General features: G+C 44.4%; 25 protein-coding genes. 15 read left to right on the forward strand and 10 right to left on the reverse strand.

Annotated features, from left to right (window positions below; all coding sequences use genetic code 11):
- Positions 1-113: 113 nt before the first annotated feature.
- Positions 114-821 carry an SGNH/GDSL hydrolase family protein gene (locus NCI00_RS24855; RefSeq protein ID WP_253532203.1) on the reverse strand — a complete coding sequence of 236 codons (708 nt, stop codon included), beginning with the start codon at positions 819-821 and terminating at the stop codon, positions 114-116.
- 235 nt (positions 822-1,056) lie between these two features.
- Here NCI00_RS24855 and NCI00_RS24860 point away from each other — a divergent pair, with 235 nt between their 5' ends.
- Both NCI00_RS24860 and NCI00_RS24865 read left to right on the forward strand, forming a co-directional pair.
- Positions 1,057-1,638: an RNA polymerase sigma factor gene (locus NCI00_RS24860; RefSeq protein ID WP_253532205.1), complete on the forward strand. Its 582-nt coding sequence runs from the start codon at positions 1,057-1,059 to the stop codon at positions 1,636-1,638.
- Positions 1,619-3,253: a hypothetical protein gene (locus NCI00_RS24865; RefSeq protein ID WP_253532207.1), complete on the forward strand. Its 1,635-nt coding sequence runs from the start codon at positions 1,619-1,621 to the stop codon at positions 3,251-3,253. The genes NCI00_RS24860 and NCI00_RS24865 overlap by 20 nt, the downstream gene beginning before the upstream one ends.
- Positions 3,254-3,258: 5 nt before the next feature.
- Here NCI00_RS24865 and fbp read toward each other — a convergent pair whose 3' ends face one another.
- Both fbp and NCI00_RS24875 read right to left on the reverse strand, forming a co-directional pair.
- Positions 3,259-4,257, reverse strand: a complete 999-nt coding sequence (gene fbp, locus NCI00_RS24870; protein ID WP_166558137.1) for a class 1 fructose-bisphosphatase — start codon at positions 4,255-4,257, stop codon at positions 3,259-3,261.
- 166 nt (positions 4,258-4,423) lie between these two features.
- Positions 4,424-5,311, reverse strand: a complete 888-nt coding sequence (locus tag NCI00_RS24875) for a fructosamine kinase family protein (RefSeq protein ID WP_253532209.1) — start codon at positions 5,309-5,311, stop codon at positions 4,424-4,426.
- Positions 5,312-5,350: 39 nt separating this feature from the next.
- On the opposite strand from NCI00_RS24875, the gene NCI00_RS24880 reads away from it, so the two are divergent.
- Positions 5,351-6,547, forward strand: a complete 1,197-nt coding sequence (locus NCI00_RS24880; RefSeq protein ID WP_253532211.1) for an anhydro-N-acetylmuramic acid kinase — start codon at positions 5,351-5,353, stop codon at positions 6,545-6,547.
- A 75-nt stretch (positions 6,548-6,622) separates the two neighbouring features.
- On the opposite strand, the gene NCI00_RS24885 is transcribed toward NCI00_RS24880, so the two are convergent.
- Positions 6,623-7,879: an aspartyl protease family protein gene (locus tag NCI00_RS24885; protein ID WP_253532213.1), complete on the reverse strand. Its 1,257-nt coding sequence runs from the start codon at positions 7,877-7,879 to the stop codon at positions 6,623-6,625.
- 249 nt (positions 7,880-8,128) lie between these two features.
- Between NCI00_RS24885 and tpiA the strand changes: the two genes are divergently transcribed.
- Positions 8,129-8,893 (forward strand): triose-phosphate isomerase, encoded by a 765-nt coding sequence (tpiA, locus tag NCI00_RS24890; protein ID WP_253532216.1) that lies wholly within the window; start codon positions 8,129-8,131, stop codon positions 8,891-8,893.
- Positions 8,894-9,014: 121 nt separating this feature from the next.
- Complete coding sequence (locus tag NCI00_RS24895) at positions 9,015-10,121, forward strand: hypothetical protein (protein WP_253532218.1); 1,107 nt, start codon at positions 9,015-9,017, stop codon at positions 10,119-10,121.
- A gap of 78 nt (positions 10,122-10,199) precedes the next feature.
- On the opposite strand, the gene NCI00_RS24900 is transcribed toward NCI00_RS24895, so the two are convergent.
- Positions 10,200-10,973 carry an amidohydrolase gene (locus tag NCI00_RS24900; protein WP_253532220.1) on the reverse strand — a complete coding sequence of 258 codons (774 nt, stop codon included), beginning with the start codon at positions 10,971-10,973 and terminating at the stop codon, positions 10,200-10,202.
- A 26-nt stretch (positions 10,974-10,999) separates the two neighbouring features.
- A complete protein-coding gene (locus NCI00_RS24905; protein ID WP_253532222.1) occupies positions 11,000-12,313 on the reverse strand; it encodes an alkaline phosphatase D family protein in 1,314 nt (437 codons plus the stop codon).
- A gap of 178 nt (positions 12,314-12,491) precedes the next feature.
- Here NCI00_RS24905 and NCI00_RS24910 point away from each other — a divergent pair, with 178 nt between their 5' ends.
- The 3 genes from NCI00_RS24910 to NCI00_RS24920 all read left to right on the forward strand — a co-directional run bounded on the left by NCI00_RS24910 (position 12,492) and on the right by NCI00_RS24920 (position 15,401).
- Positions 12,492-13,226: a class I SAM-dependent methyltransferase gene (locus NCI00_RS24910; RefSeq protein WP_253532224.1), complete on the forward strand. Its 735-nt coding sequence runs from the start codon at positions 12,492-12,494 to the stop codon at positions 13,224-13,226.
- Positions 13,227-13,348: 122 nt separating this feature from the next.
- Positions 13,349-14,584, forward strand: coding sequence for a diaminopimelate decarboxylase (gene lysA, locus NCI00_RS24915; protein ID WP_253532226.1), 1,236 nt, complete (start codon positions 13,349-13,351; stop codon positions 14,582-14,584).
- A 103-nt stretch (positions 14,585-14,687) separates the two neighbouring features.
- Complete coding sequence (locus NCI00_RS24920; protein ID WP_253532228.1) at positions 14,688-15,401, forward strand: YebC/PmpR family DNA-binding transcriptional regulator; 714 nt, start codon at positions 14,688-14,690, stop codon at positions 15,399-15,401.
- A gap of 74 nt (positions 15,402-15,475) precedes the next feature.
- On the opposite strand, the gene miaA is transcribed toward NCI00_RS24920, so the two are convergent.
- Positions 15,476-16,387, reverse strand: a complete 912-nt coding sequence (miaA, locus tag NCI00_RS24925; RefSeq protein WP_253532229.1) for a tRNA (adenosine(37)-N6)-dimethylallyltransferase MiaA — start codon at positions 16,385-16,387, stop codon at positions 15,476-15,478.
- Positions 16,388-16,447: 60 nt separating this feature from the next.
- Entirely contained in the window at positions 16,448-16,900 is a 453-nt protein-coding gene (locus NCI00_RS24930) for a lipocalin family protein (protein WP_253532230.1), read from the reverse strand.
- 139 nt (positions 16,901-17,039) lie between these two features.
- Between NCI00_RS24930 and NCI00_RS24935 the strand changes: the two genes are divergently transcribed.
- Positions 17,040-17,720, forward strand: a complete 681-nt coding sequence (locus tag NCI00_RS24935) for a DUF4230 domain-containing protein (RefSeq protein WP_114069681.1) — start codon at positions 17,040-17,042, stop codon at positions 17,718-17,720.
- Positions 17,721-17,968: 248 nt separating this feature from the next.
- Here the strand turns inward: NCI00_RS24935 and holA are convergent, their stop codons facing one another.
- Positions 17,969-18,991 (reverse strand): DNA polymerase III subunit delta, encoded by a 1,023-nt coding sequence (gene holA / locus NCI00_RS24940; protein WP_253532231.1) that lies wholly within the window; start codon positions 18,989-18,991, stop codon positions 17,969-17,971.
- A gap of 89 nt (positions 18,992-19,080) precedes the next feature.
- The gene (locus tag NCI00_RS24945) at positions 19,081-20,379 is read right to left on the reverse strand and encodes a type IX secretion system plug protein (RefSeq protein ID WP_253532232.1); all 1,299 of its coding nucleotides are present in this window, start codon (positions 20,377-20,379) and stop codon (positions 19,081-19,083) included.
- Between the two features lie 97 nt (positions 20,380-20,476).
- On the opposite strand from NCI00_RS24945, the gene NCI00_RS24950 reads away from it, so the two are divergent.
- From NCI00_RS24950 to NCI00_RS24975, 6 genes are all read left to right on the forward strand, one after another.
- A complete protein-coding gene (locus NCI00_RS24950; protein ID WP_253532233.1) occupies positions 20,477-21,502 on the forward strand; it encodes a S66 peptidase family protein in 1,026 nt (341 codons plus the stop codon).
- Between the two features lie 81 nt (positions 21,503-21,583).
- On the forward strand, positions 21,584-22,567 hold the full coding sequence (locus NCI00_RS24955) for a gliding motility protein GldB-related protein (protein ID WP_253532234.1): 984 nt from the start codon (positions 21,584-21,586) through the stop codon (positions 22,565-22,567).
- Between the two features lie 233 nt (positions 22,568-22,800).
- Positions 22,801-24,609 (forward strand): ABC transporter ATP-binding protein, encoded by a 1,809-nt coding sequence (locus NCI00_RS24960; protein WP_253532235.1) that lies wholly within the window; start codon positions 22,801-22,803, stop codon positions 24,607-24,609.
- A 102-nt stretch (positions 24,610-24,711) separates the two neighbouring features.
- Positions 24,712-25,050, forward strand: coding sequence for a phage holin family protein (locus NCI00_RS24965; protein WP_114460824.1), 339 nt, complete (start codon positions 24,712-24,714; stop codon positions 25,048-25,050).
- A gap of 141 nt (positions 25,051-25,191) precedes the next feature.
- Positions 25,192-25,839: a hypothetical protein gene (locus NCI00_RS24970; protein WP_253532236.1), complete on the forward strand. Its 648-nt coding sequence runs from the start codon at positions 25,192-25,194 to the stop codon at positions 25,837-25,839.
- A gap of 291 nt (positions 25,840-26,130) precedes the next feature.
- Positions 26,131-26,589 (forward strand): hypothetical protein, encoded by a 459-nt coding sequence (locus tag NCI00_RS24975; protein ID WP_253532238.1) that lies wholly within the window; start codon positions 26,131-26,133, stop codon positions 26,587-26,589.
- Positions 26,590-26,719: the final 130 nt, after the last annotated feature.

The raw sequence follows: 26,719 nt of genomic DNA on the forward strand, positions 1-26,719 counted from the left end.
TTGAATATCAGACATTTAACTTAAAATTAAAAAACTTAGCAATCCCAAAAAAAAGAGGTCTCCGCTAGTGGGAGACCTCTTTTGGTCAATTATTAAATAACGACTATACTGTACTACTTAAAATAGGTCATTATACCATCGGCAATCAATTGGTGTCCTTTTTCGTTCGGATGGTTTACCTGCGACATATAGGAAGAAATAATTTCACCTGATTGTATTTTTTTTTGAAAAAAGGCATAACTGTCTACCAATCCCAGATTATGCTCTTTTGCTATCTCAATGATTTGTTTTCGGTGTTTTTCTAAGGCACTCTCTGCATCCAATAAATCAGTACGCTGGTCGGGAGAGGGCGTGAGCAGAATCACTTTTATATTTTTTTGAGTGGCTTTGTTTATCATCGATACCCACGCTTTTCGAGCCTCCTCCAGCCCCATGCCACGGTCATTTAGAGCGTAGTCAATAAAAATAACATCTGGCCGGTGCACCAGCACTTCTGTTTCAAATCTATTTTCGCCACCTTTTGAACTTTCGCCGCCAATCGAGGTATTAATCACGTTGATGACTGCGTAAGGATAGCGTACCTTCAATTGTTTCAATAACTGATTGGGATATGCTTCCAAGGTATTAACGACGGGTGTTTTGAAGTAGCCCGCTGGCACTGAATGACCGTGAAAAACCAGATTGACGGCCCTGTTTTTAGGCCATTCTTTGGTTAATTCAGTTTTGAGGTCGCTCAGATAAACCGACGGGTCGGCAATCTCATTTCTAGGAGTCCATTGCAGGGAAAACACGACGAGTAAAAGGAGGTATCGCTTCTTCATTGACGGTAAGGGTTTGGTCATTTTAAATGAAATACAAGTAAACAAGACGCCGTCAATACTTAATTTTTCAAAGATTATTTTATACAAAATACATCTTTGGTGGGTCGAGGTTAAATATCGACTTTCATGAGTATTCAATTTGGGTGGGCATTATACCAGTTCGTCAAAAAAAATCTTATCTTTTCGAAACCATAGACGCAACCAATCATTTTAAAATTCCGTAAACAATTGTCGGATGTTATTTTCTCGTGCGTTGAAAACTTTGCCGGAACTGCTTGAAGGCTGTCTGAAAAACGACCGCAAGTGTCAAGAATTGCTGTACAAGCAGTTCTACGGTTACGCTATGGGAGTTTGTATGCGTTATGTTCCAAACCGCGAAGAAGCCCTAGAAGTAGTAAACGACGGTTTTCTGAAAATATTCCAAAAAGTTCAGATGTACGACGCTGAAAAACCCTTTAAAATATGGCTGAGGCGTATCATGATAAATACCGCCTTGGACCATTATCGTCAAAATGTAAAATTCCAACACAACACAGATCTCAGTGTTGCAGAAAATACCGTTGCCGTTGCTGACAGCGACAACATCTACAGTACTTTGGCGCATGAAGATTTGATTGAACTCATTCAACAGCTTACTCCATCGTACCGTACAGTATTCAACTTATACGTCATTGACGGTTATTCACACGAAGAAATAGCCCAGCGTTTGGGCATAAGTGAGGGCACTTCCAAATCTAATTTGGCCCGTGCCCGCGAAAACTTAAGAGTTATGTTATCTAAAAAGAAAAGCAATGAGTATGCAAGAGTTCCCAGATGATTCGCTGGACGACCTCTTCAGAAAATCTGCTGAGGAGTTTGAGCCTGAATTTGAGCCCAAAGCTTGGGCTGCAATGCGCAAAAAATTAGACAGTACTGGCACTAACGGAACCCCGAAAAAACGTTCGCTTCTGCCTTTAGTGCTGTTGCTTTTGTTATTCTCCAGTGTTATCATTGGCGGTGTTCTTTTGTGGCCCAGAATCAACACACCGCTGTCCAGCAAATCTGCCGTTGCCCCGTCTACAACTCAACAAAGTTCAACCTTAAAGACTGAATCAAACAATCAACCCAAAGAAATAAAACCAGCCGAAGCGGCTTCTGAACATAATTTAAGTAATCCTGAGCCGAATGATTCTGAATCAAACCCAGAACCTGCGGCGAAAGATGCCCTTGAATCAGGGGCGGTTTTATCCGATAATTCAACCAAAAGGAAAGAGGGTATTTCTAGAAACGCCCAAGCAGCACAAACGGTTTTACGCGACAGTAAAATTGGTAATAGGACCACCGTAGATTCGCCGTCACTCCCCGCTAAATCTAATGAGCAAACGACTGGGAAAACGAACCCCAAAACCAAGGCAGATAATCGAAATAAATCAACCCGCCCTTCGCTTGCGCTTTCTGACAAACCGTTGTTGACTGGCAACGATTCAAAAATCAGTAAAAAATCGGCAAAAAATACCAGCAATACGTCCAAAGGCCACTTTACTGATTCATGGGTATCAAAAAATAACACGGCTAATAATACAAAAAAACAAGCAGGTATTGGGTCAGAACGCTCAACGGCCGCCTCCAACTCCATTTCAAAAGAGTCACCATCGGCCACGATTTCGCTTTCTAGCCCCAATGAAAATCAGGAAACGACAAGTCCAATGCTACGGGTCAGTACCCCAAATACGCTGAACATCCATCCGTGGCATCTGCTCAGTGTGGTGTATGCTTCCCCTATGGTTTCGTATATATCTCCCCCGCCGCCCCCTTTAGTAGCTAAACCTAAAAAAACCGAAGCAGAGCCGCTTTTCAGAAAAGGCCTAAGCCTGCGAATTTTGGTCGCCCCCGATTTGAGTTACATTGGGTTTGACCAAATGAAACGACCCGGAACCACATTGGGAGCCATGCTAGAATACCGTTTCAGCCAAAGAATAAGCATTCAAGCAGGGGCTTTACGTGCCATGAAACTCTACGATGCCACCGGAAGTCAGTACATTTGGCCCGAAGTCTGGAACTCCCAAAAAGCACGCCCCAGTGGCATCGAAGCCGCTTGTAAAGTGCTCGATATTCCGCTCAATGTGCGGTATGACATCACCCAATCAGCCAACAAACGCTGGTTTGTTTCGACGGGAATCACAAGCTACAAAATGCTAAACGAGAAATATATTTATACCTATCCCCCTCATTCCTACAATGTAAAATGGTACGATTGGGAAGGCTCTACGGGCAATTATTGGTTTGGAGTTTTGAATTTTTCGATGGGTTTCGAGCGTCAAATTGGCAAAAAAATCAGCCTGCAGGCCGAGCCTTATTTTAAATTACCTTTGGCCCAAGTGGGTTTAGGAAAAATAAAACTGAATACCGCAGGCCTATTTATTTCGGCGCGCTACCGTTTGGGGCGTTTCTAACTAACTCAAATTAGATTCATCAATTCATTGACCATCGCTTCCGCGCCTATGTAAAGCGGTGCCCGCTGATGTAGTGATTCTGGTTCGACTTCCAATATACGTTGAAAGCCGTTGGTCGCTTTGGCCCCCGCCTGCTCGGCAATCATGGCCAGCGGAAAACATTCGTACAAAAGCCGCAATTTCCCTTTGGGGTCTTTGGTAGTAGGCGGATACAGGTAAATGCCGCCTTTGAGTAGGTTTCGGTGAAAATCCCCCACCAATGAACCAATGTAGCGCGCCGAGTAACTGCGTTTGCGACATTCTATCAGGTATTCTCGCACAAAACTCTCGTAGCTGTTGTAGTTGCCCTCGTTGTACGAAAAAATCTTCCCGTCTTGCGGGCTGCGAATGTTGGCGTGAGAAAGAATAAATTCTCCCAACGAAAAATCATACGTAAAACCCGCTACACCGTTGCCCGTAGTGTATACCAGAATCGTAGAAGAACCATAGAGAATATACCCGGCTGCCACCTGCTTATCGCCGCCTTGCAGAAAATCCTCAATGGTAGGTTTTTCACCGAGTGGACTTACCCGCCGATAAATCGAGAAAATAGTACCAATAGATACATTGACGTCAATATTGGACGAGCCATCCAAGGGGTCGATGGCTACCACGTATTTGCTTTGATTGTTTCCCGTGTGAATAATATCGTCTTCTTCTTCTGAAATAATGCCGCAAACTTCTCCCCCGTTGATAAGCGCCCGGATGAATCGAATATTGGCCACCACATCGAGTTTCTGTTGCGCTTCGCCCTGCACATTATTGGTCCCGAACCCTCCCGTAATATCTATCAACCCTGCTCGGTTAATCTCCCGATTAATAATTTTTCCAGCAAGCGCGATGTCTCTCAAAAGTTGAGAAAGCTCCCCCGTTGCAAACGAAAAAGCATTTTGATTGTGCATGATATAACGGTCCAACGTTACACCTACGGGTACTGCAATGTGTTGGTCAGTTTTCGTTTCCATAATTTACCATCATTGAGATTGTTGTTGGGAGAGTTTCTACGCAAAACTACAAAATATTATATTTTCAAAGTCAAATTATTGAAAATATAATTTCGGGAATTATAAAAATTATACAATTTTTTATCTATCTACATTTCATCCAATTTTTTACCAAAAACATCAAATTTCAGGCCCCGACATACCGCTTAACGAGTCGTTCGACGGGAGGCAGGTAACTTCTCCCAAAAAGATTAACATGAACCAGCAATGGATAAAGATTATAGATGGGAATTCGGGCTTCAAAATGAGGCTCTAAAGGGAAGGACTCTTGGTAATTTTCGTAAAATTCATCATCAAACCCGCCAAATAGGTGCGTAAATGCCAATTCAGCTTCCCGAAATCCATAATAGGGAGCGGGGTCGATAAGGGAGACTCTCCCGTGCTCATTGATGAGAAAATTGCCCGACCATAAATCACCATGAACGAGCGCGGGCGCTTCGGCGGGAAGTAAATTTTTAAGCAATGGATAAAAGCGCTCTAAACGGCTGTACAAATCAGGCCCAATCAAGTTATTGTACAATGCTAACCCTGCCTGTGGGCGTAGGCGTTTTTCTATAAAAAAGTCAATACCATTTACATAAAAAGTATTATTCTGCTCTAAAGAGCCAAGGTAATTGTCGAAGTTTAATCCAAAAAAAGACTGGGTATGAGAATGTAGTTCTGCAAGCGACCGACCGAATGTCTGCCAAAAATCTGGGCGCTGTCCTCCATTTTCGACAAACTCCTGAATTAAATAGGCCCGGCCGCCGTTTTTGCCATAACCATACACTTCAGGAATGTGAATGGCATTTGTATTTCGCAAAAGGGCTAAACCACGCGCCTCTTTTTCGAACATATCTTCTTTTTCGGCATGGTTAAATTTGACAAAAAACGTACCTTCGGGCGTAAGAACACGGGCCGCCGTATTGATGCTCCCCCCCGCTACAAAACGGACGTCAATCACTTCGACTGACTTTCCGAAGGTTTCAAAAAGAATACTTTCAAAAAACTGATATTGATCGATTCCATCCCACATACCCAAGAATTAAGCACCCATTGATTGATTACTTACGCTATGAATCCAAACCTAGTAAAACTTTTTCAAATAGCCCAAAAACCCGAGCGGCGAATCGTAGGCCTGATGTCGGGCACTTCGATGGACGGGTTAGACATTGCAGTGTGCCGTTTTAGCGGAAGCGGCTCCCAAACCCATGTAACACTAGAACACTTCGATACCGTCATTTTCAGTGAAGATATTAAGGATGAAATACGAAAAGTATTTGCGAAAAAAGAAATAGACTTCCAGTTGCTCTGCCTACTCAATGCATGGATTGGAAAACTGCACGGCAAGATGATTTTGGATAGCCTGAAAAAGTTCAATCTCACTCCCAACGACATAGACATCATAGCCAGTCACGGACAAACCGTTTTTCACGCTCCGAAAATCCTCCATCGTATTGAAAAATATCCCAATGCGACCCTCCAAATCGGCGACGGCGACCACATTGCCGTTACGACGGGCATAACAACGCTGAGTGATTTTCGTCAAAAACACTGTGCCGCTGGCGGAGAAGGTGCCCCCTTGGCCGTATACGGCGATTATTTTATTTTCTCGCAAAAGGACGAAAATCGCATCATGCTCAACATGGGCGGGATTGCCAACTTTACTTATTTGCCCGGCAATCTGAACGCCCAAGAAGTGTTTGTGACCGATACTGGGCCCGGAAACACCCTCATTGATGCTTTTGCGCGCAAATTCTTCAACCTGCCCTACGACAAAGGCGGTAAAATTGCCGCAAGCGGAAAAGTACACGACGAACTGTTGAAATACCTCAAAAAAGATGCTTTTTTCGACGCCCCTTTCCCAAAGACCACTGGCCCCGAATCATTCAGCCTCGATTACGTGCGTTTGGCACAGCAACGCAGCGGTACAACATCGCTGGCCCCAGAAGACTTGATGGCTACTCTAACCCGATTTTCTGCCGAAACCATTGCGGAGGCCATCCTGAGAGTTTGTAGAAAAGACGAAAGTTATCGGCTTTTTTTAAGTGGTGGTGGAATGCACAACCCCGTACTGGTGGGAGCATTACGCGAATTATTACCAGATTATGAAATGGATGTCACGGATTCATTGGGAATTGCGGGAGATGCCAAAGAAGCCGTCTTGTTTGCCATTTTGGCCAACGAAGCACTCTGCGGTCAACCCACTGATTTTGGAAGCAGAGAAGGCGTACCTAGCGTATCGATGGGTAAAATTTCGTTTCCTTCATAAAAATCGAAAGAAAGAGCAAAAAAAAGGGAGGAAACTCACATTTCCTCCCCCCAAATTCTAACTTACCTCTCTGCCTCAAATCATTCGTTTCAGCTGAAATCTGGCAAATTGGATGGCGCCTTTTCTACGGACAAGCAGCGATATTTCTTTTCCTTCTCCTTTTTGAAGAAGTTTGTATACTTCACTGATAACCAGTTCGTCAGAAGACTTATTATTAATAAACAAGACTTCGTCGCCTTCTTGTAGCCCTGCTTCCCAAGCAGGTGAGCCCTCAATGACTTTGTCGATGTAAAATTTACGGAGGTCTGTGCCTTTGGCCCGCAATTCCATGCCGCTCATGTCATGCTCAAATGTTTCTTTTAGGCGGCGCTTGACGGGTTTGAGCACCATGTAGCGATCTGCATAGTTGAACGTAACCCGAAAACGGCGCAACAATTCACAGCCGATATTTCCTTGGCGTTCGTTGCGAGCCGCAAATTTTACCCCAAAAGCCAAACTGTCGGGAAAAGAAGCCAGTACGTTGTCCAATTCATATTTGCCAAAACGGACTTTATCTATTCGGCCCAGACTTCCGTTAATGACGCCGTTCAGTCCGCGTCCCAGTTGGGCACGAAGGACTTTCTCGGGAAGTTGGATTTTATTATCATACGATTTGTCAATCAACAGCGCATGACCCGCCCCCGTATCAATCACGACCCGAATCGGCAACTCGGTACCGTTGCCCACCAAAGCAATAACATCCGCGTAGGGCTTGGTATCTTCGATGATAATTGGGTAACGATCACCGTGGCGGCGGCGGTATTTGTAGCTTTCTGGATTCATCAACACGAGTTCACGATTGGTAAAATCAATCGTAACCACAAAATTATTGAACACTTCATAGCCAAAAATCCCGTCAATGGGTATCCCCACGTATTCTGAAAGTTGCAGTACGTCTTCTTCCAAAACCACGATGTTTTGGTAGGTAGCCATCATCTTTCCCATTTCAATGACATTCCCAATGGCCACCGACGCATTCAGCGATTCGCCCTCTCCTGCCCCCGTCAGTTGTACCCGACGGGTAAACCGTAGTTTTTGATTTTTAAGGGCATCGGGCTTGGTAATAATCAGCGAACTGACGCCCGTATCAAGAATAAAATGAAGGGTATCAGAATTGTTGATTTTGAGGGGAACAACAATGAGATTAGCGTGTAGTTCAAAGGGAATCCGGGTAAATTTGGCATTCCCAGTTAAAAAATATCCGAACTTATCTTCTTTCTTGGTGCTTTTTTGAGCGAAGATAAAAAAAGGTAAAAAGAAAAATAGAGCCAAGTGTAAATGACGTCGTGCCATAGCTGTACCCAAAAAAGCGTTTGGGTGTTGGTAAAGATAATCTTGTTTCTTAGAAAAACAAAAAATATACCCAAAAAAGTGCCGTTTTGAATTAATATATTCTTACTAATTTCGCAACACTTTCTTATCGGGTAAAAGCACTTTTTTAGATAATTTTGAATTTTACATCTAAACAGTAAAAAAGTGTTTATAAAGCCTAAGTATACGAAATAAAATTAACCCAATATTCATTCAAACTCCTCTATTCCAATGAGAAAAAAAATAGTAGCCGGCAACTGGAAAATGAACAAAACCCTCGAAGAGGCGCTGATTCTTACCTCTGAAGTGGTCAACATGGTTCGCGATGAAGTACGCGGCGACGTGGAAGTGATCCTGTGTACCCCTTACATCTACCTGCCGGTATTACAAAAATACGTTGAAGAAGTAGATCGTATCTCTTTGGGAGCCCAAAATTGCCACCAAAAAGCCTCTGGTGCCTATACAGGTGAAATCTCTGCCCCGATGCTTGCTGCCCTCGGCACGCCCTACGTGCTGGTTGGACACAGCGAGCGCCGTCAGTATTTTGGCGAAACGGATGAATTATTGGCCGAAAAAGTAAAAATCGCCTTAGCCAATGGCCTCAAACCTATTTTTTGCTGCGGAGAATTGCTGGAGCAACGCCAAAACGAAGATTTCATTGCCATCGTAAAAGCCCAAATCACCGCCGCCCTTTTTGACTTGTCGGCCGAAGATTTCGGTAAAGTAGTGATTGCTTATGAACCCGTTTGGGCGATTGGCACGGGCCTTACGGCTACGTCGCAGCAGGCACAAGATATGCACGCTGCATTGCGCGAGCACATTGCCAGCCAATACGGTGCCCAAGTAGCCGACGATACCACCATCCTGTACGGTGGAAGCTGCAACGAAAAAAATGCCGCCGAACTCTTTGCTTGCCCCGACGTAGACGGTGGCCTCATTGGCGGTGCCTCGCTCAAGTCACGCGAGTTTACCAACATCATCAAAGCACGGATGTAATTTTCTGGCAGTGTAGCTGCTTCAACAGTCTGACGGTTTAAAACCGTCGGACTGTTAAACTGTCGGCTGAAATACCACCTGCCAACCTGTATTCCTTCTCCCTAAAAATCGCCTCAAAACCATGAAAATCACTCGTTTCTCTTCTGCCTTAGCGTTAGGCTTTCTTCTATTATTCAACGCCTGCCAACGCCCTGCAACAAAACTGCAAACGGGTGGAATCATCGTAAAAGAGGGGTTTATTGATTGTTTTCAAGCGGGCCTTCAGGCCGCGGGAAAAGACGTTTGGTGCGAGGCTTCGGCGGTATTGAACGATGGAAATTATATTTCAATGGCCAACGACAAAGACATGCCAGGCACCGACGCATCCATTTTTTACTGGGCCTATGCCGAAACGGGGTTTTTTGGAAGCAAGCCCACGTATGTTACCCAAAACCTTTTCAAAACGGCCCAGAAATACGAAGACTTTGCCCTTACCCCCGACCGTAAAGTAGCCTTTTTGACAACTGCTTTCGACCGGGTAAAAGAAGGAAGTTCCGAATGGGACAGCTACAATGCGCTGCTTTATTGGCCCGTTAACGGCAACAGCCCGCAGACCATCCAACCCAAAGCAGTTCACTTGGCCACGGGCGAGAAGTTTTCGATGGGACTGCGGAATGCACTATCAAAAGCCTTGCGCTCGACTGAGTTTCCTGATGGAATGCCTTATTTCAAGGTAGAGGGCTTTGCGGCCACCAATAATAAACTCTTTTTCGGGATTCGTGAAGAGGGCAAAAAGTACGATGATTTTAAATACAAAGCCAAAGTGTTGACGGTATCGTATCGTTTTGAGAATGATTCATTGGTTGCAGGCACTGACTTCCAAACTTTGGCCGACATTGATATTGCAGCCTTAGAACCTTCCCTTCCCAAGCCGTTGGCCCTTTCGTGCATCGAATTTGACGCCAAACGAAATATCTTCTGGGTCCTGACTTCCATGGAAAGCGAAACCCAACTCAACAGTGCCTACCTCTGGTGGGCCACCGAAGCCGAATTGAAAAGTGGTAAACTTCACTTGGTCAAAGACCGCGCCACTGGCCAACCTTTAAAGTTTACCCATAAGGCCGAAGACCTCACGACCGTTGGTTCTAACCGCCTCTTCGTCATCCACGACGACGACCGCAACCGCACCAAAATCAGCGACCAAACCCGCCAACCTCATCAGGCAGCTTATACGATTGTTGAATTCTGAGTTTTTAATAGTAAGTCGCGACGAATACTTTTACATTTTTCAGTTTAAAATATTTCGGTTTTTCGGTTCAGAAACGCCCTATTTTATCTCAAATTCATCGGCATCCAAATGCGCAGGAAAACGCTCCCGAAACGCCCGTAGCGCTTCATAATCAAGCGTTTGCTCAATAATAATCTCATTGGCACTGCGTCGATTCAATAATTCTCCTTTGAAATCAATCACGGCCGAGTCTCCCGCATGATACAGGCCATTTCCATCCTCTCCTATCCGATTAACACCGATGGCGTAGCTTAGATTTTCGATGGCGCGGGCCTGCAAAAGCGTATTCCACACCTGACGCCGAACCGCTGGCCAATTGGCGACATAAACCAACAAATCGTATTCCATCTGCCGATTGCGCGCCCAGACTGGAAAGCGTAAATCATAGCAAATCAACGGGCACACCCGCCAACCTTTGATTTCTTTGATGATGCGGCGTTCCCCTGCCGCGTAGTGTTCGTGTTCTTTGCCCATCCGAAACAAATGACGTTTGTCGTAAGCATCAAATTCACCATCGGGCTGCATCCAAAGCAAGCGGTTATAGTAATTGCCGTTCTCCCTGACGACGTAACTTCCCGTAACCACCGCGCCCGTCTGCGCCGCCATTTGACGCATCCATTTGAAGGTGGTCAAATTCATGGGCTCGGCCACGGTTTCGGGCTTCATGGTAAAGCCCGTTGTAAACATTTCGGGCAAAACGATGAGGTCAGAGGGCTGCTCCAAAGCCGCAATTTTTTCTTCCAGCATGGCCAAATTAGCCGTTGGATTTTCCCAATGTAAAGAAGTTTGAATGAGCGCAACGCGTAAATCCATAACAATCTGGTTCCCTTTAGTTAGCATTACTTCAACTCATTTGATTTGATTTCACGCGTCCAAAGTGGCTGATTTTGAGCGTTAAAAACGGTCACTTTCAACACTCGCTCTTTGGCCGGGCCCGTGATTTCGAACAACCCAAAATTGCGCGTGTTACCCACCACTGTTCCTTCAACAAACGTGGTAGCACTTTTTTCGGCATCAATGGGTTTTCCAGCACCAGAAGTCAGGGGCGAAATGGTAAAATCGTACAACGGATAAGTACCAAAACGATCAAGTTTGTGCAAGGCTGTATGGTGGCGGTCGCCCGTCAGAAAAATAACGCCTGGGATTTTGGCATCAGCGATTTTTTGCAGAAAACGGGCCCTTTCTTCACTGTAAATGGCGTAGTTTTCATACACTGCTGCGGTATTAATGACTTGGCCACCCGTCACGATAAACTTAAAGGATGCTTTGCTGTTGGTCAAAGCATCAATCAGCCAGTTGATTTGGGCTTCTCCGAAATAAGTACGGTCGTCGGCGCGGTTGTTGGGGGCACGAAACCACCGGTCGTCGAGCATAAAAAACTGCGCATCGCTCCATTCAAAGGTTCCTGTGCAAGCACCTTCAAAAATGTAATTGGGATTTCCCCAAAACAACCGAAAAGCCTCTGAAGTAACGTTTTTATGCGCAAAACTACGGTCGGAGTCGTTGGGCCCATAATCGTGGTCATCCCAAATGGCGTAGTGGTGTACCGAGCCCAACAAAGGCTGCATCTCGGGCAACGAGCGCGTATGTGTATTGCGGTATAAAACCCCCGTACGGGTATTCCAATCAGGCTCACGGGTATAGACATTATCGCCACCCCACACCATAAAATCAGGCTTTTGGGAAGCAATACTTTTAAATATTTCATAGTCGCCGCCGTAAGAATTAGGGCGGTCGTAAGGCGCGTCGTTGACGTACGTACAACTGCCAAACGCAAATTTGAGCGCGGGCGGGTCGGTACGCCACTGCCACAAGGTCTGCGACTGAAAACTGAGCGGATACGTAATCGCTACTTTTTTGCCATCCACCCATACTTCATAATCATATTTTTTGCCGGGCTGCACTTGGTCAGCGATCAGACGCGCAATAAAGGCCGTATTTTTGGCGGTTAAGGTTTCATCGGTCGACCATTTTTGCGCACTATTTCCCTGTTCCCAATACACAAATTTCACCTTAGCGGGCTGCTTGGTTTGCACCCACAAAAGCACTTCACGCATATCAGAATAGCCCACCATCGGCCCCGATTGGATTTGTGCCAAAAGCGAAAACGAGACAAAACAAAGAAGGAAATGTACGAATAGCAGTTTTCTCATGGTTATGGTTATTTTTGACGCAAGTTAAAAAACAATCTATTGAGCCGTAACGAATTGGGGAACAGAAAAATAATAAACCGAAAAATATAAAATACAAAAGTGCTTTTACTCAATCATTTACAGACAAGTTTTTCTTAAAGCAGCCTTTGATTTAACGATTTTATAAAATTGCTACTCCATGAAAGACCTTTTTTCAGGCCACGCCACCGATTACGCCCGCTATCGCCCCGACTACCCTGAGGCGTTGTACCAGTGGGTTTTCCAACACGTCCACCATTTTGGGAAGGCGTGGGATTGTGCGACAGGCAACGGACAGGTGGCAACCGTTTTAGCAAAACACTTCCGCGAAGTCGAAGCGACAGACCTCAGCCAAGCCCAAATCAGTCAGGCGGTTTTGTTACCCAATATTCATTATCAAGTGAGCCCCGCCGAAACCACGCCCTTTGACGCAAATACGTTTGATTTAATTACCGTCGGACAAGCGCTGCATTGGTTTGATTTTGAGCTTTTCAACAAAGAAGTAAAACGAGTAGCCAAAAAAGGCGCAATTATCGCAGTTTGGGGCTATGAATTGCTCACTATTTCCCCCGAAATTGATGCCATTATTCTGGATTTTTACCAAAATACCATCGGCGATTATTGGGACGACGAGCGCCGCCACATTGAAAACCAATACGCTGACGTTCCTTTTCCGTACAACAATATCAAAAAGAGTGTTTTTCTACAAAACTACAACTGGTCGTTGACCCAAATCTGCCATTACCTCAACACTTGGTCGAGTGTGCGCAAGTTTGAAAAAGCCAACGGTTACAACCCCATTGAAGCCCTGCATGACCGCTTAATCGGTGTTTGGGGAAGCGCGTCGGCTCGTTTGGTTACATTTCCTGTTTTTGCGCAACTCGGTGAGGTTTGAAAAAGCAGAAGCATCAACTATCTTTGCGGCTTCATTTTCAACCAATCAACTTTTTTCTATCGCTGACCTCCGCCTTCTTATGCTTTAAGAGAATAATGATCAGCGAATTAGCCCAAATCATCATGCAATTAGTAAACGACCGTTACGAAATCCAAGGAATACCCGTTTTAGACATCGCGCAGCAATTCGGAACCCCGCTCTATGTATATGATGCCGACAAGATAGTCGATAAAATCAATCAGTTGCGTAACGCCTTTCCATCGGTCGATTTAAAGATAAAATTTGCCTGCAAAGCCTTGACCAATGTTTCCATCCTGAAATTGATGCGCCAAAACGGGGTGGAATTGGACGTAGTTTCGCCGCAGGAATTGGAGCTGGGACTGCACGCCGGCTACGAAGGCTCACAGATTACATTTACCCCAAGCGGGGTTTCTTTTGATGAAATCGAAACGGCCGTGGCCGTGGGTTCAATCATCAACCTCGACAACCTGATTGTCCTCGAAAAATTTGGGCAACGTTTTGGGGGCACGGTGCCGTGCATGATTCGCATCAAACCCAACGTGGCCGCGGGTGGAAACGCCAAAATCATGACCGCGCACGAAGGCTCCAAATTCGGCATTGACATTCGGCAACGCGAAGATATTCTGCGGATTGTGAACCAATACGGCATCAACGTCGTAGGGTTGCACCAGCATACGGGTTCTGACATCAAAGAAGCCAATGCCTTTGTCCGCGCCGCCGCCGTTATTTTTAACTTTGCCAAAGATTTTCCCAACCTCCAAATCATCGACTTAGGCGGAGGCTTTAAGGTGGCCTATAAAGAAGGAGACCCAACCACCGACATGCCCGCGCTAGGTGCTCAACTCAGTGAAGCCTTTTTAGCCCTTAGCGAGCAATTGTGCCGCAAGCTTCAGTTGTGGTTTGAGCCGGGCAAGTTTCTGGTCAGTGAATCTGGCATCCTGTTGGTGAATGCGAATGTGGTAAAATCAACCCCTAATCGCACTTTTGTGGGGGTTAATTCGGGCCTTAACCACCTGATTCGTCCGATGATGTACGATGCGTACCATCATATTGTCAACGTTTCAAACCCCGTTTCTGACCAGCTCAAAACCTACGATGTAGTAGGCTATATCTGCGAAACCGACACCTTTGCCACCGACCGACAGCTCACGGAAGTGCATGAAAATGACACCCTTGCGTTGCTCAACGCGGGTGCTTATGGATTTACGATGAGCAGCCAGTACAACAGCCGTTTTCGCCCCGCCGAGGTGTTGGTCTATCAGGGCAAGGCGCACATCATTCGCCAACGCGAAACGATGGAAGACATTCTGAAAAATCAAGTACTTTTGGAACTATAACCGCGCCAAAGGGCCAGCAAACGCAGAATATTGACGACGCTCGACCCAACATTTGACGCCATTTTTTACTAATTCATTAAAATCACACATTTACTCATTCAATATGGGACGCGCATTTGAATACCGAAAAGCCAGTAAATTAAAACGTTGGGGAATGATGGCCAAAGTCTTCACCCGAATCGGTAAAGACATCGTAATGGCCGTAAAAGCTGGCGGAGCTGACCCCCAAAACAACTCTCGTTTGCGGGCCATTATCCAAAACGCCAAAGCGGCAAACATGCCCAAAGAAAACGTTGAACGGGCCATCAAACGGGCAATTTCCAAAGATCAGGAAGATTACAAAGAAATTGTATACGAAGGAAAAGGCCCTCACGGAATCGCGATTTTGATCGAGGCTACCACCGACAATACCAACCGTACCGTAGCCAACGTCCGCAGTTATTTCAATAAATTGGGCGGAAGTTTGGGTACTTCGGGGATGTTGGATTATTTGTTTGACCGCAAATGTCATTTCAAAATTGCCAACGAAGGCATCGACTTGGAAGAGCTTGAGTTTGAACTCATTGACTTGGGCGGTGACGAGGTATTTTTGGACGATGAAACCAACGAAATCAACATTTACGGCGAATTCTCGGCTTTTGGAGCCATTCAGAAATTTTTGGAAGAAAAAGGCTACGAACTAAAAGGCGCAGAATTTACCCGAATCCCGACGGAATTAAAGGAACTTTCGGAAGAAGAAATGGCCGAAGTAGACAAGCTCATCGAGCGCCTCGAAGAAGACGACGACGTACAGAATGTGTACACCAATATGAAGTAATTTCAATGACATAAACGGGGTTTCGGCTCCGTTTATGTCATATTATCCGTCTATAATTCCTAAAAATCTTTTATCTATTTCAGAGCCTCTCTCGTTGACTGAATATAAGCGAGTACTCCGGCAAAATCATCGGCCTGGAATCCTTTAAAATTTCCTTGGTGCTTGAACCACGTAATTTGTCGCTTTGCGTAGCGGCGGGAGTTACGTTTGAGGAGTCGTACCATTTCTTCATAATCATATTGACCATCCAGAAAGTCAAACACTTCTTTATACCCAACGGTTTGTAGGGCATTATGCTCCCGATACGCCACCAACGAACGGGCTTCCTCAACCAAGCCTGCCGCTAGCATTTGCTCCATCCGGCGGTCAATGCGCTGGTATAGTTCTTCCCGCTCTCTTTCCAACACTATTTGCAAGATTCGGAAAGGACGTTGCGCAGGCTGGTGTTCTCTAAAAGAAGAAAACGGTTTTCCCGTCAATAAACAAACTTCCAACGCCCGCACCACCCGCTGCGTATTTTGAAGGTCATTGGATTCGCAATACACGGGGTCTAAGGCTCGAAGTTGGGTCTGCAAGGGCTCAAGACCTTCCGTCTCCAATCGATGCATCAGCTCAGCCCGCAATTCGGGTGGGGTTTCGGGCAAATTATCCAAACCTTCACAAACGGCCTTGATGTACAATCCCGAACCGCCCGTCACAATCGCAACATTCTGTTTTTCAAAAAGTTTATCCAACACGGCCAAGGCGTCTCGCTCAAAAGACCCCGCACTGTACAAAATATCAATGGAATGAGAGTTGATAAAATGATGCGTAATCCCCTGAAGTTCAGCATCTGATGGCTTGGCGGTACCGATGCTAAGCTCACGATAAAACTGTCGAGAATCGGCAGAAATTACATCGGTTTTCAGCGTTTGTGCCAATCGGACACAAAAGTCAGTTTTTCCAACGGCGGTAGGGCCCGCAATGACAACGAGAAGTTTTTGCAAAACACTGTTAAATAGTTATCCGTAAATACGGTGCCTCGAAGAAATACCTTGTTAAAAACGCTAGATTTTCTTAAAAGTACGTTCGATGGTTTCCCCAAAAAGCGTTTTTATCGAAAGCCGCAGCGTAGTATTATTGAGTTCAAGGATTTTAAAACGTTGCTCATTATTGATAATCAACTCCGTTTCATCCGTATTAAATGACCACGTTCCTTTTTCGTAGATTTGCGGGTCTTGTGAGTAGCATTTCGTTTCACCCTCGTTGACCTCATAAGTCTTGTCGGTACGATAAACGGTATGGTCATCGCGGCTGCAAACAAGCGATTGATTAAATACGTCTTTCCCGTCAATTTTAGACGATATCATCACCCACGTCTTCAGCGATTTTCCCGCCAAAAGTTCAGTTTTCGTAACGCCAGGGGCAGGAGTTGGGTCTTCTTCGTTACTTGTTTTAGAGCATTGCGTCAAACCAAACACAACGCTCAACATCAGTACCCAGGTATAAATCTTTTTCATAAGAATCAGGCCGAAATATTATTTTCAAAATAACGCTTTTATTTTCAATCAAGCAATGATTCTGCCAAAGTAACTGCACAAGGTAGTCAACATTCTATTGGTCATAAATTTTCCCTAACTTTCGCAAAATCCGACAATTATGGGCTTTTCTTCACTTATTTTTTTCATTATTACCTTAGTATTGGGCGGGAGTTTAGGGTTTGGCATCTTTTATGTGCTGACCCAAAAACAAAACGCTAACAAGCAATTGGTTCAATCTTCCACCATTCTCCTCGAACGCATCGAAAAAGTCTTCAAAGTGGTGATGGCAGAGGGTTATTTTACCGAAATCTTTGATTACAAAGATGACAAGACCTATTGGTACCTCTTCAAAAACTCCAAAAAAGCATTGGTAATTGCCAAAGCAAAGGTGTTGGTAGGTTTTGATTTTGCCAAAATGCGCTACCGTATCGACGAAAAAACCAACAAAATGGTCGTAGAATACTTTCCCGACCCAGAAGTTTTGTCGATTGATACCGACTACAAATTTTATGACATTGAAAATGGCCTTTGGAATCGCTTCAACCAAGAAGATTACACCAACCTGCTCGTGGACGCCAAACAAGCGATGAACGAAAAAGCCCTCACCAGCGACCTGCCGCGCATTGCCAACAACCAAGTCCAGTTTATGATGTATCAATTGGCGGCTTCAATGGGTTGGAACGTCGATATGCAACTCCCTCCTACTAACCAGCAGAAGCTCGAAGAGTTTAAAATTTACGAAGAAGTAAAAGCTGAAGTGAAGGAATTGGGAGAAGGAGAGGCGGGGAAAGAAATGTAGAACCGAGGAACTTAAAACCGAAAAATGTAGAACCGAGGAACTTAAAACCGAAAAATGTAGAACCCAAGAATGTAAAACCGAAAAACTTAAAAATATAGAACCAAGCAGTGATACCGTCAAAATTGGCTTAACATTCCTTTTGCGGTTTTACCCTTTATCCTTTTACAGTTTTACCCTTTATCCTTTTGCAGTTTTACATTTCTCGGTTTTACGGTTTAATATTTTTCGGTTCACCCCACAAAACTTCATCAATGCAATATCCTGAAAATCAACTCTTTCAAAACAGCTTCTTCGTTTACGCTTCCAACTTCTATGCCTTTGGAGGCGTTGTCGGCGCGGCGAATGGCCTTGATGACATTTACCACGTGTCCTAACGAATACTGACGGGCGGCCGAAAGATAATCTTTGACAAAAAAAGGATTGACGCCCAGCACCGATGCCAGATTTCCTTCCGATTTGTCGGGCGTTCCGTGAACGACCAGCACCTTGCTGAAAAAATTATAAAGAATAATCAATACCTGCGGCAAGGGATTGTCTTTGGTGTTGGCCGACAAGTAGTTAGCGATTCGGTTGGATTTCAGAATATCCCGTTGCGTAAGTGCTTTTTGGAGTTCAAAAACATTATATTCTTTGCTGATGCCGACGTATTTTTCAACTATCGCTGCCGTAATTTCTTCACTGGCAGTGAGATTGAGCAGGATTTTGTCAATCTCGCTTGTGATGCGTTTGAGGTCGTTGCCAATATTTTCGACCAACATTTGAATGGCTTTGATGCTGATTTTTGTCCCTAAACTTCGGGCGTACTCCCCTACCCAATCGGGCAGTTTGTTGTCGTACATTTTTTTGCTCTGAATCATCGCTCCGTGCCTTTCAAATACCTTGGGCAATGATTTGCGCATGTCGAAGTTTCCTTGAAAACACAGCACCAAAATCGTAGAGGCGGGTGGCCGCGAGGCGAAATCTTCCAAAAATGCCGTTTTTTCTTTTGAGTCAAAACCGCTGATTTGCTGTGCTTCTTTGACCAATACTAATTGCCGCTCGGCCATGAACGGAAACCGACGCGCGTAATTGAGAATGGTACCAATGTCGGTTTCTTTGCCAAACAACACAAACTGATTGAAACCTTTTTCGGCTTCGGGCACCGCTACTTTTTCGATAGCATCTGCCAATAGATCAATGTAATAGGGCTCATCACCGTGAATAAAATACAGCGGTTGTAGCTTTTTTTGACGAATATCTTTGAGGGCTTGCTCGGGCGTAAAAGTGGGCATTGTTTGGGAAAACCAAAAGGCAAAAAGTGTAAAAGCAAAAATGTATGGCGCAAAAATCGGGATTTGAGGCGCGGAAATCAACAATTACTTTATCTTCTTCCAAATTCTACGAGTCGATAACCCACCAATTGGTCGGCACGGGCGGCAGGCGGACGATGATACACGAAGATTTCGTAGTCATTGGCAGTGTTGGAAAAACTCCCCTCAAAAGAAGTTTCGTCAACGCGACCGTCGTTCAAAACCGCATAATAACAATAGTTGGCTACGCCCTGCTTGATATAAATACTGGCTTCGTAGGCGTTGCGCTCGGTGTTGTAGGTCATGCGGTTGGCATCTTCGCGCTGCCAAAGATTGAATGCGCCCCCTACATAGACCTGCGCATTGGGGTACGGCGGGCTTTGCAGCGTAAATACCACGTTGATATAATCGGCTTCGTTGGTGCTGTTGGCGGCATCCTGATTTAGCACAATGTATTGTCCGTTTAAATCCTGTGCCTGAAAACTCGCCCCACCGCCCAAACGCGAAGCATCAGGCCGTAGGTGCGCAATGGTCTGATCTGGAAGCTGTTGTACATCCCTCACACTCATCCCAGATGCCCTCGACAGACGTGTATCAAACCACCGAAACTCGTTTCCCGCCAACAGATTATTGGACAAATCAAAGGGGCGATATTCCAACCGTTGGTCAAAAATCCGCACGTTAGTAGGGCGCAGTTTGGTAACGACCTTGTCCCAACGGAAGTTTTGACGAATCACAATTTTCAAATCTTCGGCGGGCGACAAAATTTCGTAGCCTCGGTATTCCAAGTCAAAATCCACCTGTTGATGCGTGCGCTGCTCGGCAATGCCCGTCGACAGTCGTACCTGCGGAAACACATTCACGCGGGGTTGATACATCATAAATCGACGAGTGAGCACCAACTTGGCTGGACGAACATCTTCATAGACGGCGAGGACATAATTGCCCGACAATTTCAGTTTTGGCACCTCCAAAGTGTAATGAAAATAAGGAATTTTGGTATTGAACGACGCCTGATAATTGTTGATGGCGTAATCGTTATATTCATAAGTAAACTCAATATCGTTCAGATTAGAAGGCGTCCAATCGGCATTACAGTGAAAAATTTTGTACCGAAACGACCGAAACCGGGCCGTTAAGTCATCAAATTCGGCAATGAGCGGCGCGCCCGCGTCCAAACTGATGACAGGCGGGTAGGTAGTCCGGGCGGGGTCTTGCAGTTGGTTGGGCGATGGATAAATACCCACGGTTTTGATGTTGGTTTCGTACGTTTTGTCTTCGTACCGAATCGCGGGGAATTTTTGGGCTAAGAGTCCTGCCGAACCGCTTAACCCCATGAACAGCAAAAACAAACTCCGGAGGGTCATCATATAATCATCGTCATTTATGGCTTAAAACTAACGTATGTGAAGCACATTTTATGTTGGCAATTATTTATATTAGCAAAAAATGTAAAAACGACTTTTCATGCACCGCCGAAATTTCCTGCACACGCTTGCCGCCACTGCCGCCGTTTCCACTCCGACTTTTTCAAAAAATAAGCCAACCATCAAACCTCTCCGCCTCAAACCTGGCGATACCGTTGGGTTGGTTTGTCCCGCCGCTCCCGCCTACAGCAAACAAACCGTTCAGGTACTCATAGAATCCATGCAGGCGTTGGGCTTTAAGGTTAAATTGGGCAAGCGAATGTGGGAGCGCTACGGCTATTTGGGCGGCAAAGACGCCGACCGTGCTGCCGATTTAAATGATTTCTTTGCCGACTCTTCGGTACAGGGAATCGTGTGCGTTCACGGCGGATGGGGCTGCGCGCGACTTCTGCCGTTGTTGGATTATGATACCATTCGTAAAAACCCCAAAGTAATTATCGGATATTCCGACATAACCGCCTTGTTATTAGGAATTTACAGCCAAACAGGTTTGATTACATTTCACGGGCCAGAAGGTGCGGCAAGCTGGAATGAGTTTACGGTAGGTTATTTCCGAAAAGTACTGATGGACGCCGAAGCGGTGTTTTGCGAAAATCCGAAAATAGTGGGCGATAATCTCACACAGGTCGCCGACCGCATTTCTACTATTGGTTCGGGCAAAGCGTGGGGTAAACTATTGGGCGGAAACCTGACCGTCTTGAGTCATTTGCTTGGCTCGCCCTACGTACCCGACTGGAAAGGTTCACTCTTTTTTTGTGAAGACGTCGACGAAGCCCCTTATCGCATGGACCGCATGATAACTCAGGTAAAACTCTGCGGTATTTTGGACGAAATCAACGGGTTTATTTTCGGCAAATGCACTGAATGTGAACCCGGTAACGGCAGCTACGGCTCACTCACACTCGAAGACCTTTGGAACGACCACATCCGTCCTTTCAACAAACCCGCGTATTCGGGAGCGATGATTGGGCACATCCGTCAAAAATTCACCATTCCCGTAGGCATCGAAGCCGAAATGGACGCCGATACAGGCACGATTCGATTTTTGGAAAGCGCGGTGCTATAAGGGAAGTTGTCCATTAAAAATCGGTTAACCACAAACTTTTAGCAATATTTCTGCGTTTCAAGTAGGTCATTGCCTCCTTTCATGAAATCAATTTTCTATTCTATTCTCGCTTCGGCGGCACTTTTTATGGCCTCGTCAGGCTGTGATACCCCGCCCAAAGAAATCCCCGTTACCGTTCGTCGTTTGGAAAACGAGCTTTTTGCGGCCAAAAATCCTGACGAAATTGCGGGATTGTTCACCAAAAACCCTTACCTGAGAGCGTATTTTGGGCTAGACAAAAGCACCCCTGACTCCCTCATTATCAATCAATTGTATGCCAATATCACCAATCCTGATTTGCAGCAATTCAACAAAGACCTGCAAACACAATTTGGGGATTTAGCACCCATAAAAACACAACTGCAACAGGCGTTCGGTGAGATTCAAGCCAATTTTCCCGATTTTAAAGCTCCGCAAATAGTCACCACCGTGACGGGTTTTATGGGTAGTGATTTGTACGTTTCCGACAGTGTGATTGTCATCGGGCTAGATTATTTCGGCGGGCCAAAAGCCAAGTACCGACCCCAACTATTTGATTATCAACTTTGTCGCTATCAACAAGAATACATTGTGCCTGCCGTTTTGTTTTTCATTTCGGAGAAATACAACAAAGTACCCGAAAACGACCAAACGCTGCTGGCCGACATGATGTGGTACGGAAAAGGTTTCGAGTTTGTCAAGCACGTAGCCCCCGAAACGCCCGACAGCCTCATCATTGGCTATTCGCAGGAGCAGCTCGAAGATGTATACGCCTCACAAGAAGACATTTGGGCGTATTTTTTGGACCGAAAGCTGTTGTACCAAACCCGCGATGCCGAAAAAGACCGATTCATCAGTGAGCGTCCCGCCACGCCCGAAATAAGCCAATACTGCCCCGGAGGAATCGGCCGTTGGGTAGGTTGGCGCATCATCAATCGGTATTTGACCGAAAATCCATCCACCAAACTCCCTGATTTAATGGCCAATACCAATGTTAGGCAGTTGTTGGAGCAATCAAAATACAAGGGGCAAAAAGAAGAAGAGTAACTTTGGGGTCCCATTTGGACTCGGACCATGACACCTAAAACGGAAATATTAATCATTCGTCGCAGACTAATGGCACACGGATGCCCGCTGCGGCGGTCCGCACGGATCCCTTTGGGAACACGGATTTTCACGTATTAAATCCGTGTCATCCGTGTGCCGTTTAAGAGTCTAAAAAAAAGCAAAGTAAGCTCAGTCAATACATTAGCAGTTAAAGCATAAAATTAACCCACAAAATGGCAAAAGGAAGAGGAACGGGCGTAGAATTGTCGCCCGAAGATAAAAAACGCAAACTCAATAAAGAAGGTCTGTCGAAAGCCCTCAAGATATTTCGGTTTATTTTACCCTATAAAAATACGTTTTTGGTAGGAATCCTTTTCCTGCTTCTCTCGCTCACAACCAACCTTATTTTCCCCAAATTGATTGGCGAAATCGTGGCGGTGATTGAAGGAAAATCCTCCTATGAACTCAATCAGGTGGTTCTTTTTCTGATTGGTATTTTGGTGCTGCAATCGCTCTTTTCGTTTGGGCGTATTTATTTTTTCTCCATCGTGAGCGAGAAAGGCATGGCCGATATTCGGCGTACTTTATACGGCAAAATCGTATCGTTACCCATTCCTTTTTTTGAACAACGCCGCGTGGGCGAACTCATGAGCCGCATCACCTCCGATGTGCAGGCATTGCAGGATGTGCTATCATTTACCTTGGCCGAATTGTTTCGTTCATTGGCCACGGTGGTGGTGGGTATCGTAATTATCTGCTTTATTTCTTGGAAACTGACCATTTTTATGTTGGCTACGTTTCCCGTGGCTATCGTAGTCGCCATGATTTTTGGGCGCTACATCCGCAAACTCTCCAAGAAAGCCCAAGACGAACTGGCCAACGCCAACGTCGTGGTGGAAGAAACGCTCCAATCCGTGACAATCGTAAAAGCATTTACGAATGAATTTCTCGAAATCAACCGCTACGGCGACGCCCTTTCTCGCGTTATCACGGCCTCGTTAAAAGCGGCCCGTTTTCGCGGCGGATTCGTTTCATTCATCATTTTTGCGCTGTTTGGCGGCATCGTCGGGGTGGTTTGGTACGGTGCTACGCTGGTACAAAGCGGCGAAATGCCCTTTTCTGAATTGATGACCTTCATTTTCTACACCATGTTTATCGGGGGGTCTATTGGCGGTTTGGGCGATATGTACGCCCAGATTCAGAAAACCTTGGGCGCTTCGGAACGATTGCTGGAAATTTTGGACGAAAAATCAGAAGTGGATGTGCACCAACGGGTACAACCGATTACGGTAAACGGCAATATCGCTTTTGATAACGTACAATTTGCCTACCCTACCCGGCCCGATATGCAGGTATTGAAAGGCGTCTCGCTCAACGTACCTGCCGGTCAGAAAATCGCTTTGGTGGGTTACAGCGGCGCTGGCAAATCAACCATCGTGCAACTATTGATGCGTTATCATACCCCGCTGGGCGGAAAAATCTCGGTAGATGGGCAGGATATTCAGACCTTTGATATTACGGCTTACCGCCAAAATATCGCCGTGGTGCCTCAGGAAGTCATTTTGTTTGGCGGCACCATCCGCGAAAACATTGCTTATGGCAAGCCCAACGCCACCCACGAAGAGATTCGGGAAGCCGCCCGCAAAGCCAACGCCCTCGATTTTATTGAATCTTTTCCCGACCAATTGGAAACCATCGTGGGCGAACGCGGCATCAAACTTTCGGGTGGTCAACGTCAGCGGATTGCCATTGCAAGGGCCATTTTGAAAGACCCCAAAATCCTGATTCTCGACGAAGCCACCAGCTCGTTGGATGCCGAATCGGAGAAATTGGTACAAGATGCCCTCGACCGTTTGATGCAGAATCGCACCACCATCATCATCGCCCACCGACTAGCCACCGTCCGCAACGTAGATTGCATCTATGTCATTAAGGAAGGCACCATCTTTGAGTCTGGCACCCACGAAGAACTGGCCATGAACGAAAACGGCCTGTATGCGGGCCTGATTAAGTTACAATTTGAATTGGTCGACGGCGTTTAGTGGAAATACCCGACAATTGTCCTTTGGATTTTCGGGAGTATTTCTAATTTTACAACCGAAAATCTTTCCTTATTCATTTTCAAACCAAACCTTTCTTCTTTTATGATAAATCTGATTGTACGCCTCATTGTAAGCACTATTGTAGTGATAGCCGCCAGCCGCGTGCTCCAGGGCTTTTACGTTGACACCACCCAAACCGCCATTATTGTCGCCATTGTGATGGGACTACTCAATACGTTTATAAAACCGATATTGCTCTTTTTCTCATTGCCCATCACCATTCTAACCCTTGGTTTGTTTTATTTCGTCATCAACATCCTGATTGTTTATCTCTGCGATTATCTGGTAGACGGCTTCAGCGTTTCGAGCATTTTGGCCGCGTTATTGTTCAGCTTAGGATTGTCGTTGGCGCAAGCCATAGTTGGCATTTTTCTGGACTAAAAACGTACGTTTCAATATAAAAAGGGCCTGATTTTATCGAAAATCAGGCCCTTTTGGTTGAACTTGGTGCGGCAGGTTTCTCAAAACCGCCCGTGAGAGTGCTCACAACTTCGTTTCTGATGACGTAAATAATATTTATCTATGTTTAATTTTTGTAATAAAAAAATTGTCTCAATCGCTAGCTATTTTAGCGCTATTAATTCACAAGATATAACTGTTTTTTTAAATTTGATTGGTAAAACAATTCAGTTATGGAGTGGCATGAAATTAAGTGGTCGAATATATGGCAATTACTCAGAAAAAAATTACCCCGAAAGGGTTTTGGCTTTAGAGAAAATGATTGAGGTGTGTGAGCAGTATGATTATAATGATTTAAATGGCTTCCTGTTACATTCAAATAGAGGCAATAATAATGAGTCATCAGTTCAAATTTCAATTGGATTTTTTGAAGAAACAAATCATGTACTAATTTCAATTAATAAAAATAAATTATCTATCAGTAACAATCAATTTTTTAATTTACTTGATGAATTGAGTAAAATTTGTAATTTTAATTATGGAATGATATTTAAATCAAGAAATTTTGAAAATGCTATAATGTACGGTTCATACGGCAAGAATAATGATTTTTTTAATTTCAAAAAAATAGATTTATCTGAAAATGATTTTGTCAAACTAAAAGAAGGTTACTTTAGAAATTTACAAAAAACTAATTTTGTTACTGACATTCATTTAAAGCGAATCGCAGATTATTATGATTTAAAGAAAAGTATTGAAAAAAAAACATAATCTAGGCGATTTGCAGGCACTTAATAAAAAAATTTATATTTGGAAAATGAATACAGTTCAACTTAAAGAAGCTCAAAAATTATTAAAAGATTTCAATCTTATTATTGAATAGATTCATTTTTAAATAACCTATCTATTTGAAAAAAACACTACATTTTAGATATTGGATTTTTGTGGAAATTTATTTCACAAAAAATTAATAAGCAGGCTATTGTCGATAACACAAACAATGGCTAAACCGTCAAAGTCCTTCCAAATTAACCATGCAACAAAGCCATTTAAATACTTAAAATGAAGCTCATCCAACTTTTTAAAGGATACGATAATGTCTTGTATATTCATGCAGTCTCTCCCTCAAAATTTGGTTTGGTAGAATCTGAGCCTTATTATTCAATCAATTTAGATATTGAATTGGAGCAGAACTTAATATTATCATATATTAATAATGCACTGATAGGTAGCTTAAATGAGAAAATATTTGCTGAAGATGTTAATCCAAGAGAACGTGATAAATTACAGTCTCCTTTATGGGATATGGCAAAAGTATCAAGCTATTCTCAATTTTATAAAAAAATTGAAAAATGTTTGTTTCTTACCGAAGAAAATAAGCAATACGAAATAAGCCCAACTAAAAAAAAAGGAAATAGAAGTTTTTCAGCCTTATCTAAGAAATCAACAATAATTAAAGATTCCTATTTCGAAGAAAATCCTATTAAATATTTAAATGAGGCATTTAATTTATGCGAATGATTAAACAGGCTTCCCTTTAAAGGGTTAAGATATTAATTATCAGTACTTTGCATCAAAAAATAATCCCCGAATATGCGCGTATTTGGCATAATTCGGGGATTTTCGTATTTTAGTTGTGCTAACAAACCTA

Source organism: Runella salmonicolor (assembly GCF_024158025.1).
Classification (GTDB): domain Bacteria; phylum Bacteroidota; class Bacteroidia; order Cytophagales; family Spirosomataceae; genus Runella; species Runella salmonicolor.

Excerpts from the sequence above, each read along its gene's own strand:
- NCI00_RS24855 (WP_253532203.1), bottom strand. The coding sequence starts at position 821 with ATGAAGAAGCGATACCTCCTTTTACTCGTCGTGTTTTCCCTGCAATGG.
- NCI00_RS24860 (WP_253532205.1), top strand. The coding sequence starts at position 1,057 with ATGTTATTTTCTCGTGCGTTGAAAACTTTGCCGGAACTGCTTGAAGGC.
- NCI00_RS24865 (WP_253532207.1), top strand. The coding sequence starts at position 1,619 with ATGCAAGAGTTCCCAGATGATTCGCTGGACGACCTCTTCAGAAAATCT.
- fbp (WP_166558137.1), bottom strand. The coding sequence starts at position 4,257 with ATGGAAACGAAAACTGACCAACACATTGCAGTACCCGTAGGTGTAACG.
- NCI00_RS24875 (WP_253532209.1), bottom strand. The coding sequence starts at position 5,311 with ATGTGGGATGGAATCGATCAATATCAGTTTTTTGAAAGTATTCTTTTT.
- NCI00_RS24880 (WP_253532211.1), top strand. The coding sequence starts at position 5,351 with ATGAATCCAAACCTAGTAAAACTTTTTCAAATAGCCCAAAAACCCGAG.
- NCI00_RS24885 (WP_253532213.1), bottom strand. The coding sequence starts at position 7,879 with ATGGCACGACGTCATTTACACTTGGCTCTATTTTTCTTTTTACCTTTT.
- tpiA (WP_253532216.1), top strand. The coding sequence starts at position 8,129 with ATGAGAAAAAAAATAGTAGCCGGCAACTGGAAAATGAACAAAACCCTC.
- NCI00_RS24895 (WP_253532218.1), top strand. The coding sequence starts at position 9,015 with ATGAAAATCACTCGTTTCTCTTCTGCCTTAGCGTTAGGCTTTCTTCTA.
- NCI00_RS24900 (WP_253532220.1), bottom strand. The coding sequence starts at position 10,973 with ATGGATTTACGCGTTGCGCTCATTCAAACTTCTTTACATTGGGAAAAT.
- NCI00_RS24905 (WP_253532222.1), bottom strand. The coding sequence starts at position 12,313 with ATGAGAAAACTGCTATTCGTACATTTCCTTCTTTGTTTTGTCTCGTTT.
- NCI00_RS24910 (WP_253532224.1), top strand. The coding sequence starts at position 12,492 with ATGAAAGACCTTTTTTCAGGCCACGCCACCGATTACGCCCGCTATCGC.
- lysA (WP_253532226.1), top strand. The coding sequence starts at position 13,349 with ATGCAATTAGTAAACGACCGTTACGAAATCCAAGGAATACCCGTTTTA.
- NCI00_RS24920 (WP_253532228.1), top strand. The coding sequence starts at position 14,688 with ATGGGACGCGCATTTGAATACCGAAAAGCCAGTAAATTAAAACGTTGG.
- NCI00_RS24930 (WP_253532230.1), bottom strand. The coding sequence starts at position 16,900 with ATGAAAAAGATTTATACCTGGGTACTGATGTTGAGCGTTGTGTTTGGT.
- NCI00_RS24935 (WP_114069681.1), top strand. The coding sequence starts at position 17,040 with ATGGGCTTTTCTTCACTTATTTTTTTCATTATTACCTTAGTATTGGGC.
- holA (WP_253532231.1), bottom strand. The coding sequence starts at position 18,991 with ATGCCCACTTTTACGCCCGAGCAAGCCCTCAAAGATATTCGTCAAAAA.
- NCI00_RS24945 (WP_253532232.1), bottom strand. The coding sequence starts at position 20,379 with ATGATGACCCTCCGGAGTTTGTTTTTGCTGTTCATGGGGTTAAGCGGT.
- NCI00_RS24950 (WP_253532233.1), top strand. The coding sequence starts at position 20,477 with ATGCACCGCCGAAATTTCCTGCACACGCTTGCCGCCACTGCCGCCGTT.
- NCI00_RS24955 (WP_253532234.1), top strand. The coding sequence starts at position 21,584 with ATGAAATCAATTTTCTATTCTATTCTCGCTTCGGCGGCACTTTTTATG.
- NCI00_RS24960 (WP_253532235.1), top strand. The coding sequence starts at position 22,801 with ATGGCAAAAGGAAGAGGAACGGGCGTAGAATTGTCGCCCGAAGATAAA.
- NCI00_RS24965 (WP_114460824.1), top strand. The coding sequence starts at position 24,712 with ATGATAAATCTGATTGTACGCCTCATTGTAAGCACTATTGTAGTGATA.
- NCI00_RS24970 (WP_253532236.1), top strand. The coding sequence starts at position 25,192 with ATGTTTAATTTTTGTAATAAAAAAATTGTCTCAATCGCTAGCTATTTT.
- NCI00_RS24975 (WP_253532238.1), top strand. The coding sequence starts at position 26,131 with ATGAAGCTCATCCAACTTTTTAAAGGATACGATAATGTCTTGTATATT.